Consider the following 16,161-nt stretch of genomic DNA (forward strand, 5'->3'; position numbering starts at 1 on the left):
GCTCAGCCTTCCGGGTGCAGGACGCCGTCGCGCAGCGTCAGCCGCTGGTCGAACCGGCGCGCGTCGAGTTCCAGATGCGCCACGACGACCACCGCCCGGCCCAGGTCCCGCTGCTGGTCCACGAGGGCCCAGAAGGCCTCGTAACTGGCCAGGTCGAAGGCCGCGTAGGGCTCGTCGAGGATGAGGACCTCGGGGTCTCCGATCAGGCTCAGGCCGAGGTTGAGCTTGGCGCGGGTGCCGCCGGACAGCGCCCGCGTCTGCACCCCCGCGAACCGTTCGAAGTCGAGCGTCTTCAACACCCCCGCGCGGACCGTGCCGACCTTGGCGCCGTCCAGACCCGCCGCCGCGGCGTACAGCGCGAAATGCTCGTCGACCGTCAGGCGCGGATACAGGGCCGGCTCCTGCGCGCAGTAGCCGAGCCGGTCCGGCCGGGTGACGCTGCCCTTCGTGGGCCGGGTCTCCCCCGCGAGGATGCTCAGCAGCGTGCTCTTACCCGCGCCGTTCTCACCCGTGATGGAGACCAGTTCCCCCGGGGAGACGGTGAGCGAAACGCCTTTGAGGACGTCCGAACCCGAGCGCCGGTAGCGCTTCCAGACCTCCCGGGCGGCGAGGACGGCCGTCACTTCCATCGGATGCTCCCGGGGAGTCTCTGGTAACCGGAGATGTTCATGGCATGCACCCATTCGCCGTGCTCGTAATCGATGTCGCGCTCCGTGGACTTCTCCAGCACCACCTGGAGGCCCGCCAGCAGCTGAAGCCTCGCGACGTGGATGCCCAGGCAGCTGTGCGCGCCGCGGCTGAACCCGAGCGCCCGTTGGGAGTTGCCGCGGCCGGGGTCGAAGACGTCCGGGTCGGTGAACACCGCGGGGTCGCGGTTGGCCGCGCCGAACAGCACCAGCAGCTTGGATCCGGCGGGGACGACCACGCCGTTCTCCTCGACGTCCCGCGTGGTCGTGCGGCGCACGTAATGGGTCGACGGCGCGTACCTGATCGTCTCGTCGATGACGGCGTACGCCTCCTTCTCGCCGAGTCCCGCCGCCGGAGGCATCGACCGGTCGAGATGCAAGAGGATGTTGGCGAAGGTCCGCGCGGTGTCCTCCGCTCCGACGACCGCCATGGTCATCAGCAGGCCCAGCGCCTCCTCGTCCGACATCCGCTCACCGTCGACCTCGTGTCGCAGAATGCGTCGCAGGAAACTGTCGCCGTCCTCGCGCAGATGGCCGAGGTGCACGTTGATGAGGTAGATCATCGCCTGGGTGAGGGCGGCGTCGCCCGCCTTGGTGAAACCGAGGTTCCCGCGCTCCCGGCGGAAGTACTCCGCCATCCAGGAGCGCCATTCGCCGCGGTCGGCGTCCGGGACCTCCAGCAGCGTCAGGCTGTTCTCGATCGACCACGGCATGATGAGGTCCGCCATGACGTCGAGGCTCCCCGAGGAGACGGCGCCGATCGACGCGACCATGTTCTCGCGGAAGGCCTCGGCGAACCGCTGGACGGTGTCGGCCTTGAACGCGTACGCCATGAAGCGGCGCAGCCGGGTGTGCTCGGGCGGGTCGGTGAGGGTGAGCAGCGGAATGCCCTCGGGCAGGTCCTCATCGTCCTCGAACTGCACGCCGCGGGCGACCGAGTAGGTCTGCGCGTCGGCGAGCGCCCGCTCGCACAGGTCGTAATGCCCGTACATCCAGCAGTCGGCCTTCGGCGAGTACACCGGCTGGCCCTTCCCCGTGATCCACCGGTATTCGGGGTAGGGGTCGTCCATGAGCTCCGGAGAGCGCGGATCGAAAGACGTCAAAGCGGTCATTTCACTCTCCAGGTGAGGGTGTCGCCGAGCCGTTCCCGGGACCGGATGAGAAGTACCGCCGCCTCGCGGGCGAAGGAGCGCAGGGTGGTCTCCCCCATCGCCCGCAGGACCGCCGGCCGGGTCAGCCGTTCGAGGAAGTCGCCGAGCCGGCCGAGGCCGTCGATGAGGTCGGCGTCACCGGGGCCCGCCGTGCAGGGCAGCACGCGCAGTTGCAAAGTGATCAGGCCGGCCTTCCGTGCGAGCAGCCGCGCGATCACCGCTTCGAAGTGGTCGACGAGCCGGGGGTCGGGGTTCTCGCCGACCAGGCGGGGCGACAGCACCAGGCGCCCCAGCAGGCCCGTGCGCCGGTACCCGCCGAAGACCGGGGAGCGGGACGCCTTCTCCAGCGCGTCCGCCAGTGCCGCTTCCACCTCGGCGGTGTCCCGCTCCCGCTCGTCCATGAGGGCGGCCAGGGCCAGCGCGGCCCCCAGGTCGTTGCGGTGGTGCCGGCGCAGCCACCGGGCGGTCTCCGGCGCCGCCGACCGAACGGCGTCGTAGACGTCCTGCGTGATCATGGTGGCGCCGACGGGGACCAGCGCGTCGCTCAGCGCCTTCGACAGCGCGACGATGTCCGGCCGCAGCGGGCCGCCGGCCAGGAAGCCCTCCGGCCGTGCCCGCCAGAATCCGGTCAGCACCTCGTCGAACCCGACGAGGTACCCCCTCTCGTCCCGGCCGCGGCCGACCTCCGCCAGGACGTGCGCCGGGATCTCCACGCAGTCCAGTCCCTGCACGGGCTCCATCCACACCAGTGCGACGTCGTCCCGCCGCACCGCCCTGCGCAGGGCCTCGACGTCGTCGGCCGCCACTTCGACCACCCGGACGGGGAAGGGCTGGAACGCGTCGGCGTCACGGTCCCGGAAGTGCTTGCTGGTCCGGCTCAGCACCAGCGACAGCGGGCCTTTGCCGGAGTAGTTGCCGGTGAGGGTGACGACCGTGCCGCGGCCCGGCCGCGCCCGCAGCGCCGCGAGCACCGCGAGGTCGACCGCGGAGGCGCCCGACACCGCCGGCAGCATCACCGGCAGGCCGGTCAGCTCGGCGAGCATGTCCTCCAGCGCCTCGGTCCCGCCGCCCTTGCCCGCTTCGGAGACGACCTGCGGGGACTGGCGGTTGTGCCCGCGGAACGCCGGTCCCGCCCCGGAGGCGAGGTCGATGTAGCGCCGCTTCCCCGAACGGTAGATGACGCCGTCCGCCCGGTCGAAGCCCATGTTGATCCCGGCGAGATCGATGGCGCGGGTCTGCCAGGTGTTGCCGTGCATGCGCAGCCGGGTCCGCCGGACCAGCGGGCGCCGCCGCATCCGCGTGATCGCCCCGGCCTCGGCGCGGGACGGCGGCCGCAGGCCGAGCAGGGTCTCGGTGAGCAGTTCGAGGGCGAGCGCGTTCCCGCCGAACGTCGACACATGCGCCACGCAGTCGTCCGGGTTGTTCCACAACGAGAACATCGCCCGGGTGAACGAGACGGTGCCGCACGGGATCTGCCCCTGGACGCAGGACTCGCCCAGGAAGACGGCGTCCGCGCCCAGCGTGTCCTCGGTGAGCCGCTTGAGCGCGCCGGCGTCCCTGAGGACTCCCACGGCGACCACGGCTCCGGACCGGCGCGCGGCCGTGACGGCCCGCTCGGCGTCCGCCCGCGGGAGCCCGTCCAGAACGACGATCAGCGCGTCGACGCCGTCGGCCTCGCCCCCGTCCGGCAGGAGCGTGATCCCGTCGTCGGCCGCCCCGGGAACGAACGCCAGGCGGCAGGTGGACGTCGGGTCGAGCACGCCGATCCGGGCGGTCCGCCCCATGAGCCGGTTGGCGCGGTTCCGCAGGAACTTGACGACGGTCCCCAGCGCCTCGACGCCCGAGTTGACGAAGACCGAGTGCCAGCGGACCCCGGTCGTGTCGCCGCGGCTCAGCAGCCGGTGCAGCAGGTAGCAGGCGACCGCCCCGTCCGGCGGCACGTAGGTGCTGGCCAGCACCATGTTCGGCCGCTTCTCCTCCACCATGCGCACGAGCCGTTCGCGCGCGAGGCTCTGGTCGCGGCTCAGCGCCTCGAACTCCGCCGCCGGGTCAGCGCTCAAGGCGTACTGCCACGTCGTAGGTGACGACCTCCGCTTCGATCGCGAATCCGCCGTGGGCCCCGGGGTGGCCGCCGCCCGCGTGCCCCGGGTGCTGGAGATCCGGGTGCATGCGCTGGAACAGCGCGGATGACTTCCATTTGTCGTAATCAGTTGCACTTTCCCACTCGGTGTAGACCAACCACCGTTTCCCCTCCGTGTGCGGTCGCAGCAACCGCAGGCAGCTGAAGCCGGGAGCATCGATGAGATGGCCCTTGACCTGGTCGAATCGCCGACCCACTTCAGCCGCCTGGGCTTCCGGAACGACAAGGTTATTGATGGAAACGAACATTAGACCCCCCTGGGAAACACTAATTCCAGATTCGATAGTAGAACAGGTTCCACCTCGATCACGGGTCCGCATCCGGCCATTGCGATCAGCGGAGGACGGTGTCGCGGAGGGGAGTACTCCTGCTTTCATGGACAATCCGCCAAGTGGCTCGACCCATGGGGAGGAAGTGACGGGCGGTCGCCGTGCGCAGGAGGAAACCGCTGGCCATCGGCATGATCACTCCGATGTGAAGCCGGAAACACGCATTCGACCCGTTCTCCGAAAAAGCCGACACTCAGCCATGAAAGCCCAAGCCGCGGGATTCCCCGCGATCATCGATCCGGACCGCACCGGCGACATGATCGTCCCGTTCGGACGCGCGCCCGAATGCGAATCGTGCGACTGCGAAAAGATCCTCAGCGCCGGGATCCGAACGCTCGCCGACCAGGCTTGGGCGGCCCCGGTTACCGGCGCACGCGCGGTTGGAAAACGACCGATACAGGCCACTGACCGAAATGCGAAGAGATCCTCCGAGCGTTCACCGGAATCCCGGGCGCGGGACGGCCATGCAGGAGGAACGGCTTGGCGTAGGAAGTCCTCATGCGCCGGTTCGCCGTGCGGGGTGGTGGCGACGGTCCTCGCGAGGAGGACCGCCGCCGTCACCGGTCGGTGGTCACGGGATGACCGTCGCCGGGTCGACGAAGGTGTAGCCGAGGTTCTTGATGCCCTGCACCGTCTCCTGGAGGGGGGCCACCGGGAAGTACGGGTGGTAGAAGAACGAGGCGAAGCCGTCGCGGACGGCCAGGTTGTACTGCGCCGCCCTGATGATGTCGGCCGGGAAGCGCGCCGGGTGGTTGTTGTACGCCTCGGGCTCGTAGTTGCCGAGGTTCTCGGGCAGCACCTTGCCGCCGGTCACGTCCGTCACCGGGTACGGGAAGAACTGGCCGATGAGCCTGGTGTAGTCGAGGGTGCCGCCGGCCAGTGTCCGGGAGGGGTAGATGCGCCGTTCCAGCGCCGCCGAGAAGACGTTCTTGATGGCGGTGTAGTCGGCGATCGACGCGGCGTAGTGCGGGGTCGTCCAGATCGTCGGGGTGGGCAGGCCGCGCGGGGCGAACTGCTGCCTGCCGGTGTTGATCCGGTTGGTCGCCCAGGTGACGGAGTCCCCGGCGACCGGGCCGTCCAGGATGACGCTGTCGTTGGCGTCGACGTGCGCCCGGTAGAACTCGAAGTCGTCGCCGGTGACGCCGTTGTACGGGTTGGGCGCGCTGCCGTTCTGGTGGGTGTAGCCGTGCTGGATGATGTGTCCGCCGTTGTCGAGCATGTAGTTCAGCACGGTGAGCAGCGCGGGCCGGTCCTGGAGCCGGACGGTCTCCGCCACGCCGTTGTTGTAGGTGCCGTTCGGGTCCTCGTAGCGGGGGACGAGCTGGAAGGCGTACGGGATGTCCTCCTGCGCGAGGTACTCGGCGATGTCCTGGAGTTCGCCGGGGTCGCTGTTGGGGCTGATGTCCTCCAGCCGCAGGATCGCGCGGTGCCGGGTCGCGGTGCCGGGGGCCAGCGCGTCGAACAGCAGGTCGTGCCAGGCGATGATGCGGTCGGTCTCGTTGACGTAGGCGTAGGGGATCTCACCGAGGTACGTCAGGTTGGACGAGCGGACCGCCCACGGGTAGGGGGTCGCGGGGGCGGTGGCCGGGTCCTGGCCGGTGGCCAGCTGAGTGACCAGCGGGGCGTTGGTGACGTAGGGCCTGATCACGCCGCTGTCGCCCGCCGGCGGAACGGTCCGGGTGAGCGGCTGGCCCTTGTAGTCGACGCGCGCGGTGCCCGCTCCGCCGAAGAAGGAGTTCGTGGCGTCCCAGCCGTACTTGGTGCTGAACGCCGAGGCGCCGATCTTGTTGGCGAGGTTCCAGATGTTCATCCCGATCCAGACGACGGGCTTGGCCGTGGTGGCGACGTCGCTGTAGAAGGCGTCGGGGATGGCGTCCGGGACGCCGCCGCCGTAGTACGTCGAGCCGATGTAGATCGTCGAGGTGTGGTCCTCGGTCTCGCCCGCGACATAGTTCTGTACCGGCTTGGCGGTGACGGTGCCGAAGTGCCCGGCGAGGTTGGCGGTGGCGACGGCGTAGAGCTCGCCGAGGAATCCGTAGGGGCCGGCGTCGTCGTAGAGCACGAGGGCGGACGTCGCCGGGTCGGCCGCACGCTCCGCGGTGGCCGCTTTCGGCCCGAGGGTCCGCGGCGCCCCGGGCGCCGCCCCGCGGTTCGCGATCCGCTGCCGAACCGTCCTGGGGAGCGGTCTGACGGTGCCGCGAGGGTTCTTCCGGCGTGCGCGCTCACGCTGCTTCACCTGGTCGGACAGCGCCTTCAACACGGGGCTGCGCTCACCGGCGGCCGGGATCGCGAACCCCGCGGGAACCGGGACCGGCCCCGCGTGGGCGCCGCCGCCCGGTGCGGCGAGGAGCCCACCGAGCATCGCGACGATGACCAGCACATGTTTTGTGCGCATAACTATGGACTTCCCTCCGATTGCCCTTATTGGCGGCCTTGCCCTGCCCCGAGAGGCCACCGGGCAGCCAGTATGGGTGGCGGTTAAAGTCCGGTCCACACTTTGCCGGAAGACACAAATCTGAACGTTCTACCAATTTCCATGACCCTTCTAGGCAAAGCAGAATGATCAAGATATCCTTCCTCCGTAACGTGATCGTCAAGGGGCCGCGCAATCGGAGGCGCCGCCCCTCCGGCGGTCGAGGGCGCACGAGGTCCGCAATGACGGGCGCTTGATCAACGGGGACGGGAATGTATGCGAAGCTGCCCTTCGGCACGCTCTTTGTCCTGCTCGGCGTGGCCGTCATGCCGGGAGCCTCGCCCGCCGTCCAGGCGGCGAGAATCCTGCTGGCGCTCGCGGGGGCGGGTTTCGGGCTTTACCTGATCTTTTTTCTGGGCGTCCTCATCGCCCGTTTCCGGCTGCGCGCCATGGAACCGAGGGAACGGCGCGCATTGTGATCATCGCCGTCGGCATCGGGCTCAGCATGGCCATGATCACCCTGGCGATCGGCTACAACGGCGGCATGTTCGTGCTGTCCAGGCGCAGTTACAAAGAACAGAACGGACAACAAGGGCGTTCCCGTTTCTATGTCTTCCTGGTCGCCTGCCTGAACGAGGAGAAAGTGCTCGAGGCGAGCCTGGACCGCCTTTCCCGGCTGCCCGGCCGGCCCCCCGTCCTCGTCGTCGACGACGCCTCCGACGACCGGACCGCGCAGATCGCCCGGGAGGCGGGCGGCAACGTTCTGCTGTACCGGCGGACCCTCCCGGAGGCCCGCAACGGCAAGGGGGCCGCCCTCAACGCGGGCCTGGCGCACCTGCGCGCCTGCGGCCTGCTCGACGGCCGCGACCCCGACGACGTGATCGTCTGCGTCGTGGACGCGGACGGCAGGCTCGACCGGCACGCCGTCGCGGAGGTCGACCCGTACTTCGCCGACCCGCGGGTCGGCGCGGTCCAGATCGGCGTCCGCATGTACAACCGCGACCTGGGCCTGCTGGCCCGGCTCCAGGACATGGAGTTCGTCGTCTACGGCGAGATCTTCCAGAAGGCCCGCCGCCACCTGGGCAGCGTGGGGATGGGCGGCAACGGGCAGTTCATGCGGCTGTCCGCCCTGGAGTCGCTCCGCGAGGACGTCTGGAGCGACTGCCTCACCGAAGACCTCGACCTCGGCGTCCGGCTCATCGCCGCGGGCTGGACCAACGCCTTCTGCGGCTCGGCGGCCGTCTTCCAGCAGGCGGTCCTCACCCCGGGCCGGCTGGTGCGCCAGCGCTCCCGCTGGTTCCAGGGCCACATGCAGGCGGCCCGCAAGCTCTACCCGCTGGTCCTGCGCAGGGTCGGGGGCAGAGCCGCCGCCGACCTGCTCTACCACCTGTCGAGCCCGGTGCTGCTGCTGCTCACGTCGCTGCTGCCGGCCGGCTTCGCGATCGCGCTCGCCGACTCGGTGTGGCGGGGCACGCTCGGCCCGCTGTGGCTCGCCTGGTTCTACGTGATCACCTTCGGGATCGCGAACGTCTACGGACACGTCTACCGGCAGCGCGAGAAGGAGCTGGGGCGGCTGCGCTCCCTGCTCATCGGACACGCCTACATCCTGTACGGCTACGTCTGGTTCCTCTCCGGATGGTGGGCGCTGTGGCGCCACATGTCCGGCAGACAGGGCTGGCTCAAGACCGCCAGGACCTGACCCACCGCCACCACCCCGGGAGCACGCATGCCCACCTTTCCCGAGCCGGTCCGCGCCATGATCGTCCTCGGCACGCGTCCGGAGGCCATCAAACTCGCCCCCGTCGCGCGCGCCATGGCCGGCGACCCCCTCTTCGAACCCGTCGTCGTCAACACCGGCCAGCACCGCGAGATGCTCGAGCAGATGCTGCACCTGCTGGAGGTGAAGGCCGTCGCGGACCTCGCCGTGATGCGCGAGCGGCAGGACCTCGCCGGGCTGACCGGAAGGCTCGTGGACGGGCTCGGCCGCACCATCGCCGAGTCCCGGCCCGACCTCGTCGTCGTCCAGGGCGACACCACCACCGCGATGTGCGGGGCGCTCGCCGCCGGCTACCACAGGATCCCGGTCGCGCACGTCGAGGCGGGCCTGCGGACCGGCGACCTCGGCAACCCGTTCCCCGAGGAGATCAACCGGCAGCTCATCGGCCGGATCTCGCGCTGGCACTTCGCGCCCACCGAGCGGTCGGCCGGCCACCTGCGCGGGGAGGGCGTCCCGGACGAACGGATCGAGGTCACCGGCAACACCGTCATCGACAACCTGCTCTGGATGTTGTCGCGCGGCCAGGGGGCTCCGGCGTTCCGGACCGGGCTGCGCAGGATCCTCGTGACGCTGCACCGGCGCGAGAGCCAGGGCGCGGAGATGACCGCGATGGCGCGTTCGCTGCGCCGACTCGCCGACCGCGGCGACTGCGAACTGCTGCTGCCGCTGCACAAGAGCCCCGCCGTCCGCGAGTCCCTGCTGCCGGTCCTGGACGGGCACGACCGTGTGACGATCGTCGAGCCGCTCGGGTACGCCGACTTCGCCGCGACGCTCGCCGCGTGCGATCTGGTGCTCACCGACTCGGGCGGGGTGCAGGAGGAGGCGCCCAGCCTGGGCAAACCCGTCCTCGTGCTGCGGGCCACGACCGAGCGCCCCGAGGCCGTCGAAGCCGGCGCCGCCAAGCTCATCGGCACCGACGCCGCCGTCCTCTACGATGAGGCCACCAGACTGCTCGACGACCACGACCTGTACGCCGGCATGGCCAACGCGGTGAACCCGTTCGGCGACGGAAGAGCCGCCGAACGCATCATCGCCTCGCTGGCCCGCGACCACGGCGCCCTGCCCGCAGGAGCGCTGACCTGATCCGACCACCGACCGTCAGGCGACCCTTGAGCGTCCCCGAAGGCACCCGTCACCGGCGCGCGACGCGTCGGCGCTGGCCTTTCCTCCTGGGGGCGCTGCTGATCCCGGTGGTGGTGTGGCTGCAGCCGTTCACCCGCGACGACGGCCCGCCGGGGGCGTTCACCCGCTGGACGGACGGCACCGTGCACGGGCCCTGGCGGTCGGTCTTCGACGGCCACGGCCGCAACGGCATCCGCGACGGCGTCATCGGCATGCGGCCGATGCCGCCGACCCGGCCCGACGAGACCCACGCGGGCCTCGTCGTCTCCGTCGCGAGCCACGCCGACCTCGACTTCGAGCTGGAGACCCGGACGATCGAGGCGCTGCGCAAGCCGCAGGGCAACCCGTGGGAGGTGTCCTGGGTCGTCTGGGCCTACACCGACCCCGAACACTTCTACTACCTGGCGCTGAAGCCGAACGGCTGGGAGCTGGGCAAACGCGACCCCGCCTACCCGGGAGGGCAGCGCTTCCTCGCGACCGGCCACCGCGCCTTCCCCCCGGGCGACTGGTACCGGGTGAGGATCGAGCAGCGGGGCGCCACCATGAAGGTCCACGCCGAGGGCGACGAACTGACCTCCTTCACCGACGGGGAACGCCCCTACCCGTCCGGCTCGGTCGGCATGTACACCGAGGACGCGGCCGTGGAGTTCCGGAACATGCGGTTCGGCGACTGAGAGCCGCGGCCTCGCACGGAGGCGGGAGCGGAGCACGTGCTCCGCTCCCGCCTCCGTCCGGGTCAGTCCCGCCACTGCTCGGCGGGGGACACGCCGGGAAGGGGCCTGCCGATGAGGGCCAGGGGCAGGAAGAAGCAGACCTGGCCGATCGCCATGATGAGCGTGGCGAGGGCCTTGTCGTCGTAGTGCTCGCACGCCTGGGCGTACAGCTCGTCGGGGACGCGCTCGCCGTGCGGGGCGGGGGTGAGGACGGCCTCCACCAGTGCCAGCGCGACGCGTTCGGCGTCGGTGAAGTAGGGCGCGTCCCGCCAGGAGGCCACGGCGGTGATGCGCTCCTCGCTCTCTCCGGCCTTGCGGAGGTTGCCGGTGTGCAGGACGGTCAGGTAGGTGTTCGCGGCGATCTGGCCGGCGCGCAGCTGCACCAGGCTGACGGTGGTCTGCGGGATGGAGCCGTTCCCGGTGGCCTTGAACAGGGCTCCGGCGACCTGCCCCAGTTCGGGGACGAGCACGGCGGGGTTGGGCAGGCGGGACTGGAGGGTCTTCTGCGCGGTCATGGTGTCTTCCTTTTCACTGTCTCGGTCGGTGTCACTGCTCTGACGGATCCCGTGGAGCGGATGTGACCGGACGGCCCCGACCCCTGCGGTTTTTTTGGAATCCGCTGGGCACCTCGTGCGGCCACGACGAAGGCGGGCGGCGTCCGGTCACCTGACCGCGCCGTCCCGCCTCGTCGTGCCGACGCGCCCGCGGCGGATGCCGTGGGCGTCTTCCCCGCGCTACTCGGGGCTGTCCGCGCTGTTCGGGCTGTCCGCGCTCCTGGGCGAGTCGGCGCTGTCCGGCCCCTCGGGCGAGGCGGCGCTGTCGTTCCCCGCCGGGGAGTCCGCGGACGCGGTGGAGGCGGCCGAGTCGGCGGACGTGGTGGAGTTCGCGGAGGCGGTGGAGTTCGCGGAGGCGGTGGAGTTCACGGACGTGGTGGAGGTCGCCGAGGCCGGGGAGTCCGCCTGCTGCTGGTGGTCGACCAGCTGGATCTGGGCGGGGGCCTTGCTGTCGTTGAGCGACACGTCGTCGGCCGAGGCCGAGGCGGCCATAGCGATCACGCCTCCCGCACCGGCGGCGACGGTCGCGACGACGAACCAGGAGCGCTTGTTCTCGGGAGCCATCGTTCGGGGTTCCTTTCCTTGGGGTTCTTCGGGGTTTCTCGGGTTCATGCCGCGAGGAGTCCTTCGCCGCGGCACCAGCGTCCGGCGAGCGCGAGCCGTCGCCCGAGCACCGCACGCCAGTCGGGGTCCTGCACCCGGTGCGCGCCGGTGGCCAGCGAGAGCACCACCGCGTCGGCGACCGCGTGCGCGGTGGAAGCCGCGTCGGGCAGCACGCGGGACACGACGTCGGCGTAGTGCCGTGCCTTGTCCGCCCAGTCGGGCCGTACCGTGTGCTCGGCGAACGCCGCGGGCAGCTCCCGCAGCACGGCCACGAGTTCCGCCGGATCGAGTTCGTCCGGGTCGCCCTCCAGCAAGATCCGCCGCAGCGGCCTGCCGCCGAGACCGGCCAGCACGAGCAGGCCGTCGTCGGTCCAGCCGAGGCTTTCCGGGGCGCGCCCGCCGGTGGCGGCGCGGTGCAGCCGGTGCACCGCCTCGACCCGTTCCGGACGCAGCACCTTCACGAACACGCTCGTGCGCGGCGTACGGACCTCTATCACCGCCCGGCGCAGCGGCCGGTACGCGCGCACCGACAACCGCGGCTCGGCGGCGTCCAGGCCGAGCCGCGTGAGCAGCGAGCGCATGCGCTCCGCGTCGAACGCCCTGGGCAGGCCGGGCAGCGCGGGGTCGTACGGGAACCGCCAGACGCCGATCTCGTGCACGCCGTCCGACATGCGCAGTGCCCCACGCGCCCGGCTCGACGTGCCGGCGCCGAAGGTCTCGGCGGTCCGGCGTCCGTCGGGCCACTCCACGTCGACCTCGGCGGCGACGGTGGTGGCCGCGCGCTGCACGTCGAGATACGTGGTGCGGGCCCCGCGGGCGGCGCCGCCCGCGGCCTCGGCGGCGGCCGCCCACAACCGTCCGAGTTCCCCGCCGTCCGGCGCCCATCGCGTTTCGTCCATGGACCAAACGATGGCGGCGCGGGGTGAGCCCGCCGTGAGGCGGCGATGAGGGCGCTCTCATGGTCCGCTCCCCGCGCGAATCAGGAGGTCAGCGGCCGTGGCCCCGTCCGGTGGCACCAAATTGCATAGCATTGCTATGGTTTAGTGGAGCGCGCGCCCGCGGGCTCGGAGACGAGGAGGAACCATGGCCGTCACCCTGATGAACCCCGACGGGCTGCCCAAGCCCGAGGTCTACCGGCAGCTGTCCGTCGCCACCGGCTCGAAGCTGGTGTTCGTCGCCGGCCAGGTCGCCCGCGACGCCGACGGGAACAGGGTCGGCGAAGGCGACCTCGCCGCCCAGGTCGAGCAGTGCTACCTCAACATCGCCACCGCCGTGGCCGCGGCCGGCGGCTCCTTCGACGACGTGGCGAAGCTGACCGCCTACGTCGTCGACTGGACCCCCGACAAGATGCCCCTGCTGGGAGAGGGGGTCGCCCGCGCGGCCGCGAAGCTGGGAGTCGACCCGACCAAGCCGATCACGCTGCTGGGCATCGCCGCGCTGGCCGAGCCCGACCTCATGGTCGAGATCGAGGCCACCGCGGTCATCGACTGAACGCGGCGCGGTCCGCTCCCGGCCGGTGCCGGGAGCGCCTCACGGCGTCCGGGCGCACGGTGGCGCATGGTGGCCTGGTTTCCGAAGATGACCCGTGATGAAGTCGGGTAGGAGATCATGGCGATCTATCGGGAAAAGACGCCGGTCCGGACGAACGGGCGCGAGGGGGGAAGCCGTGGACGACATCACCCGGAGCAAGGAATGGGCGGGGTTGCGGGAGCACCACCGGCAGATCGAAGGGAGGACGCTGCGCGAACTGTTCGACGAGGACCCGGGACGCGCGGAGCGGATGACCGCGACCGCGGGCGACCTGTTCCTCGACTACTCCAAGCACCGGGCCACCGGGGAGACCATCGGGCTGCTGATGGGGCTGGCCGAGCGGGCCGGGCTGCGGGAGGCCGTCGACCGGATGTTCCGCGGCGACCACATCAACGTCAGTGAGGACCGCGCCGTCCTGCACACCGCGCTGCGGCTGCCCGCCGACGCCGTGCTGAACGTCGACGGGCAGGACGTGGTGGGCGACGTCCACGCCGTCCTGGACCGGATGAGCGCGTTCGCCGAGCGCGTCCGGTCGAAGGAATGGCGGGGGGCGACGGGCGAGCCCATCGCCACCGTGGTCAACATCGGGATCGGCGGCTCCGACCTGGGGCCCGCCATGGCGTACGAGGCGCTGGCCGACTACGCGGACGCGGGCGTCGAGGCGCGGTTCGTCTCGAACATCGACCCGGCCGACATCGAGGGCAAGCTGCGCGGGCTCGACCCGGCCACCACACTGTTCGTCGTCAGCTCCAAGACGTTCACCACGATCGAGACGCTCACCAACGCGCGGGTCGCCAGGAAGTGGCTGGTCGGCGCGCTGGGCGAGGACGCGGTCGGCAGGCACTTCGCGGCCGTCTCCACCAACGCCGAGAAGGTCGCCGAGTTCGGCATCGACACCGCGAACATGTTCGGCTTCTGGGACTGGGTCGGCGGCCGCTACTCCTATGACGGCGCCATCGGGCTCTCCCTGATGATCGCCGTCGGGCCGGAGCGCTTCCGGGAGATGCTGGCCGGGTTCCACGAGATCGACGAGCACTTCCGCACCGCGCCGTTCGAGGCGAACCTGCCGGTCCTGATGGGCCTGCTCGGCGTCTGGTACACCGACTTCTTCGGCGCGCAGACGCGGGCCGTGCTGCCCTACGCCCAGCGGCTGCACCGGTTCCCCGCCTACCTGCAGCAGCTCACGATGGAGTCCAACGGCAAGTCGGTGCGGGCCGACGGGACGCCCGTCACCTGCGACACCGGCGCGATCTTCTGGGGCGAGCCGGGCACCAACGGCCAGCACGCCTTCTACCAGCTGCTCCACCAGGGCACCCGGCTGGTCCCCGCGGACTTCATCGGCTTCGCCGAGCCGTTCGCCGACCCGGCCGGCATGCACGACATCCTCACCGCCAACCTGCTGGCCCAGACCTCGGCGCTGGCCTTCGGCAAGACGGCCGAGGAGATCGCGGCCGAGGGCGCTCCGCCCGAGCTGGTCCCGCACAAGGTGATGCCGGGCGACCGGCCGTCCTCGACGATCCTCGCGCCGAAGCTCACCCCGCGCGTCCTGGGCCAGCTCGTCGCGCTGTACGAGCACATCGTGTTCGTCGAAGGGACGATCTGGGGCATCAACCCCTTCGACCAGTGGGGCGTCGAGCTCGGCAAGAAGCTGGCGCTCGGCCTGGAGCCCGCCCTCACGTCCGGGGAGCCGGCCTCGGGCTTCGCGGACGCCTCGACCGAGAACCTGGTCCGCCACTACCGGCGACTGCGTGGGAGACGGATATGAACCAGCAGCGAGCGGACGCGCTCGTCCTCTTCGGCATCACCGGCAACCTCGCCTACAAGATGGTGCTGCCCGCCCTCTACCACCTCACCGCCGCCGGGGTGCTCGACCTTCCGATCGTGGGCGTCGCCAAGACCGACCTCGACCTGGCCGGGTTGCGGGACCGGGCCCGGCAGGCCTGCGGCGACCGGGTGGACGAGGCGGCGTTCGCGAAGTTCGCCGGGAACCTGAGGCTCGTCGCCGGCGACTACGGGGACGCCGCCACCTTCGAGGCGGTCCGCGCGGAGACGGAGGGCGCCGGGTTCCTCACCCACTACCTGGCGATCCCGCCGTCGCTGTTCGCGACCGTGGCCGAGGGCCTGGCCGCCGCCGGACTCCACCGCGACGCCCGGCTCGTGGTGGAGAAGCCGTTCGGCCGCGACCTGGCCTCCGCGCGCGCCCTCAACGCCGAACTGCTCCGGTACTTCGACGAGGACCACCTCCGGCGCGTCGACCATTTCCTGGGCAAGGAGCCGATCGAGGACCTCCTGGTGTTCCGGTTCGGGAACATGTTCCTGGAGCCGATCTGGAACCGCCACTACGTGCGCAACGTGCAGATCACCATGGCCGAGGACTTCGACGTCGCCGACCGCGGCTCGTTCTACGACGCCAACGGCACCGTCCGCGACGTGGTGCAGAACCACCTCCTGCAGATCCTCGCCATCCTCACCATGGACTCCCCGCCCTCGACCGACGCCAGGGCGTTCATCGACGAGAAGTGGCGCGTCCTGCGGGCGGTGCGGTCGATCGACCCCGCCGAGACCGTCCGCGGCCGGTACTCCGGCTACCTCGAAACCGAGGGCGTCCGCCCCGGCTCGACCACCGAGACCTATGTCGCGACGCGCCTGCACATCGACAACTGGCGCTGGGCGGACGTGCCCTTCTACATCCGCTCGGGCAAGGCCCTGCCCGTGACCGACCTGGAAGTGGTCGCCGAACTCGCCGCCCCGCCGGTCGCCCTCTTCGAGGGCGACCTCCAGCCGAACCTGATCAGGTTCCGCATCCAGCCCGACGCGGGCATCACCCTGGACGTCCTGGTCAAGGAACCCGGCCGCGACACCACCCAGCGCATCCCCCTCCACGTCGACTTCACCAAGGTCCTCGGCCCCATGGAAGCCGCCTACCAGCGCATCCTCGCCGACGCCGTCAGCGGCGACCCCCGCCGCTTCGTCCGCTTCGACCTGGCCGAGGAGTCCTGGCGCATCGTCCAGCCCCTCCTCGACCACCCCGCCCCGCCCCTCCCCTACGAGAAGGGCACCTGGGGCCCCGAGGCCGCCGCCGCCCTCGTCCCCGACGGCTGGCACTCCATCTCCACCACCTTCGACTGAGCGGCGTGGTCGGC

General features: G+C 70.8%; 15 protein-coding genes. 7 read left to right on the forward strand and 8 right to left on the reverse strand.

All coding sequences use genetic code 11. The features are described from left to right. Positions 1–2: 2 nt before the first annotated feature. The 5 genes from C2865_RS02185 to C2865_RS02205 all read right to left on the reverse strand — a co-directional run bounded on the left by C2865_RS02185 (position 3) and on the right by C2865_RS02205 (position 6,701). On the reverse strand, positions 3–629 hold the full coding sequence (locus C2865_RS02185) for an ATP-binding cassette domain-containing protein (RefSeq protein ID WP_106396570.1): 627 nt from the start codon (positions 627–629) through the stop codon (positions 3–5). Then, a complete protein-coding gene (locus C2865_RS02190; RefSeq protein WP_106396571.1) occupies positions 620–1,798 on the reverse strand; it encodes a cytochrome P450 in 1,179 nt (392 codons plus the stop codon). The genes C2865_RS02185 and C2865_RS02190 overlap by 10 nt, the downstream gene beginning before the upstream one ends. Beyond that, entirely contained in the window at positions 1,795–3,897 is a 2,103-nt protein-coding gene (locus C2865_RS02195) for an aminotransferase class III-fold pyridoxal phosphate-dependent enzyme (protein ID WP_106396572.1), read from the reverse strand. The genes C2865_RS02190 and C2865_RS02195 overlap by 4 nt, the downstream gene beginning before the upstream one ends. After that, positions 3,887–4,225: an antibiotic biosynthesis monooxygenase family protein gene (locus C2865_RS02200; protein ID WP_157963521.1), complete on the reverse strand. Its 339-nt coding sequence runs from the start codon at positions 4,223–4,225 to the stop codon at positions 3,887–3,889. The genes C2865_RS02195 and C2865_RS02200 overlap by 11 nt, the downstream gene beginning before the upstream one ends. A gap of 652 nt (positions 4,226–4,877) precedes the next feature. Continuing rightward, positions 4,878–6,701, reverse strand: coding sequence for a DUF2334 domain-containing protein (locus tag C2865_RS02205; protein ID WP_106396574.1), 1,824 nt, complete (start codon positions 6,699–6,701; stop codon positions 4,878–4,880). Between the two features lie 290 nt (positions 6,702–6,991). Between C2865_RS02205 and C2865_RS02210 the strand changes: the two genes are divergently transcribed. The 4 genes from C2865_RS02210 to C2865_RS02225 are packed head-to-tail and all read left to right on the forward strand — an operon-like array spanning position 6,992 to position 10,292. Beyond that, on the forward strand, positions 6,992–7,198 hold the full coding sequence (locus tag C2865_RS02210) for a hypothetical protein (RefSeq protein ID WP_106396575.1): 207 nt from the start codon (positions 6,992–6,994) through the stop codon (positions 7,196–7,198). Continuing rightward, entirely contained in the window at positions 7,195–8,418 is a 1,224-nt protein-coding gene (locus C2865_RS02215; protein ID WP_198652824.1) for a glycosyltransferase family 2 protein, read from the forward strand. Before C2865_RS02210 ends, C2865_RS02215 begins: the two co-directional genes overlap by 4 nt. Positions 8,419–8,445: 27 nt before the next feature. Continuing rightward, on the forward strand, positions 8,446–9,579 hold the full coding sequence (wecB, locus tag C2865_RS02220; RefSeq protein WP_198652825.1) for a non-hydrolyzing UDP-N-acetylglucosamine 2-epimerase: 1,134 nt from the start codon (positions 8,446–8,448) through the stop codon (positions 9,577–9,579). Between the two features lie 26 nt (positions 9,580–9,605). After that, entirely contained in the window at positions 9,606–10,292 is a 687-nt protein-coding gene (locus C2865_RS02225) for a 3-keto-alpha-glucoside-1,2-lyase-like domain-containing protein (protein ID WP_198652826.1), read from the forward strand. A 62-nt stretch (positions 10,293–10,354) separates the two neighbouring features. On the opposite strand, the gene C2865_RS02230 is transcribed toward C2865_RS02225, so the two are convergent. The 3 genes from C2865_RS02230 to C2865_RS02240 all read right to left on the reverse strand — a co-directional run bounded on the left by C2865_RS02230 (position 10,355) and on the right by C2865_RS02240 (position 12,387). After that, positions 10,355–10,846 (reverse strand): carboxymuconolactone decarboxylase family protein, encoded by a 492-nt coding sequence (locus tag C2865_RS02230; RefSeq protein ID WP_106396576.1) that lies wholly within the window; start codon positions 10,844–10,846, stop codon positions 10,355–10,357. Positions 10,847–11,065: 219 nt separating this feature from the next. Next, positions 11,066–11,449, reverse strand: a complete 384-nt coding sequence (locus C2865_RS39185; protein WP_157963522.1) for a hypothetical protein — start codon at positions 11,447–11,449, stop codon at positions 11,066–11,068. A gap of 44 nt (positions 11,450–11,493) precedes the next feature. Continuing rightward, a complete protein-coding gene (locus tag C2865_RS02240; protein WP_157963523.1) occupies positions 11,494–12,387 on the reverse strand; it encodes a hypothetical protein in 894 nt (297 codons plus the stop codon). Between the two features lie 184 nt (positions 12,388–12,571). Between C2865_RS02240 and C2865_RS02245 the strand changes: the two genes are divergently transcribed. From C2865_RS02245 to zwf, 3 genes are all read left to right on the forward strand, one after another. Next, a complete protein-coding gene (locus C2865_RS02245; protein ID WP_106396578.1) occupies positions 12,572–12,979 on the forward strand; it encodes a RidA family protein in 408 nt (135 codons plus the stop codon). Positions 12,980–13,076: 97 nt separating this feature from the next. After that, positions 13,077–14,783, forward strand: a complete 1,707-nt coding sequence (gene pgi / locus C2865_RS02250) for a glucose-6-phosphate isomerase (RefSeq protein ID WP_106396579.1) — start codon at positions 13,077–13,079, stop codon at positions 14,781–14,783. Continuing rightward, entirely contained in the window at positions 14,780–16,147 is a 1,368-nt protein-coding gene (gene zwf / locus C2865_RS02255; RefSeq protein ID WP_106396580.1) for a glucose-6-phosphate dehydrogenase, read from the forward strand. The genes pgi and zwf overlap by 4 nt, the downstream gene beginning before the upstream one ends. Positions 16,148–16,161: the final 14 nt, after the last annotated feature.

Source organism: Actinocorallia populi, assembly GCF_002995495.1.
GTDB classification, from domain to species: domain Bacteria; phylum Actinomycetota; class Actinomycetes; order Streptosporangiales; family Streptosporangiaceae; genus Actinocorallia; species Actinocorallia populi.

Excerpts from the sequence above, each read along its gene's own strand:
- C2865_RS02210 (WP_106396575.1), top strand. The coding sequence starts at position 6,992 with ATGTATGCGAAGCTGCCCTTCGGCACGCTCTTTGTCCTGCTCGGCGTG.
- zwf (WP_106396580.1), top strand. The coding sequence starts at position 14,780 with ATGAACCAGCAGCGAGCGGACGCGCTCGTCCTCTTCGGCATCACCGGC.
- C2865_RS02245 (WP_106396578.1), top strand. The coding sequence starts at position 12,572 with ATGGCCGTCACCCTGATGAACCCCGACGGGCTGCCCAAGCCCGAGGTC.
- C2865_RS39185 (WP_157963522.1), bottom strand. The coding sequence starts at position 11,449 with ATGGCTCCCGAGAACAAGCGCTCCTGGTTCGTCGTCGCGACCGTCGCC.
- wecB (WP_198652825.1), top strand. The coding sequence starts at position 8,446 with ATGCCCACCTTTCCCGAGCCGGTCCGCGCCATGATCGTCCTCGGCACG.
- C2865_RS02240 (WP_157963523.1), bottom strand. The coding sequence starts at position 12,387 with ATGGACGAAACGCGATGGGCGCCGGACGGCGGGGAACTCGGACGGTTG.
- C2865_RS02185 (WP_106396570.1), bottom strand. The coding sequence starts at position 629 with ATGGAAGTGACGGCCGTCCTCGCCGCCCGGGAGGTCTGGAAGCGCTAC.
- C2865_RS02200 (WP_157963521.1), bottom strand. The coding sequence starts at position 4,225 with ATGTTCGTTTCCATCAATAACCTTGTCGTTCCGGAAGCCCAGGCGGCT.
- C2865_RS02205 (WP_106396574.1), bottom strand. The coding sequence starts at position 6,701 with ATGCGCACAAAACATGTGCTGGTCATCGTCGCGATGCTCGGTGGGCTC.
- pgi (WP_106396579.1), top strand. The coding sequence starts at position 13,077 with ATGAAGTCGGGTAGGAGATCATGGCGATCTATCGGGAAAAGACGCCGG.
- C2865_RS02190 (WP_106396571.1), bottom strand. The coding sequence starts at position 1,798 with ATGACCGCTTTGACGTCTTTCGATCCGCGCTCTCCGGAGCTCATGGAC.
- C2865_RS02230 (WP_106396576.1), bottom strand. The coding sequence starts at position 10,846 with ATGACCGCGCAGAAGACCCTCCAGTCCCGCCTGCCCAACCCCGCCGTG.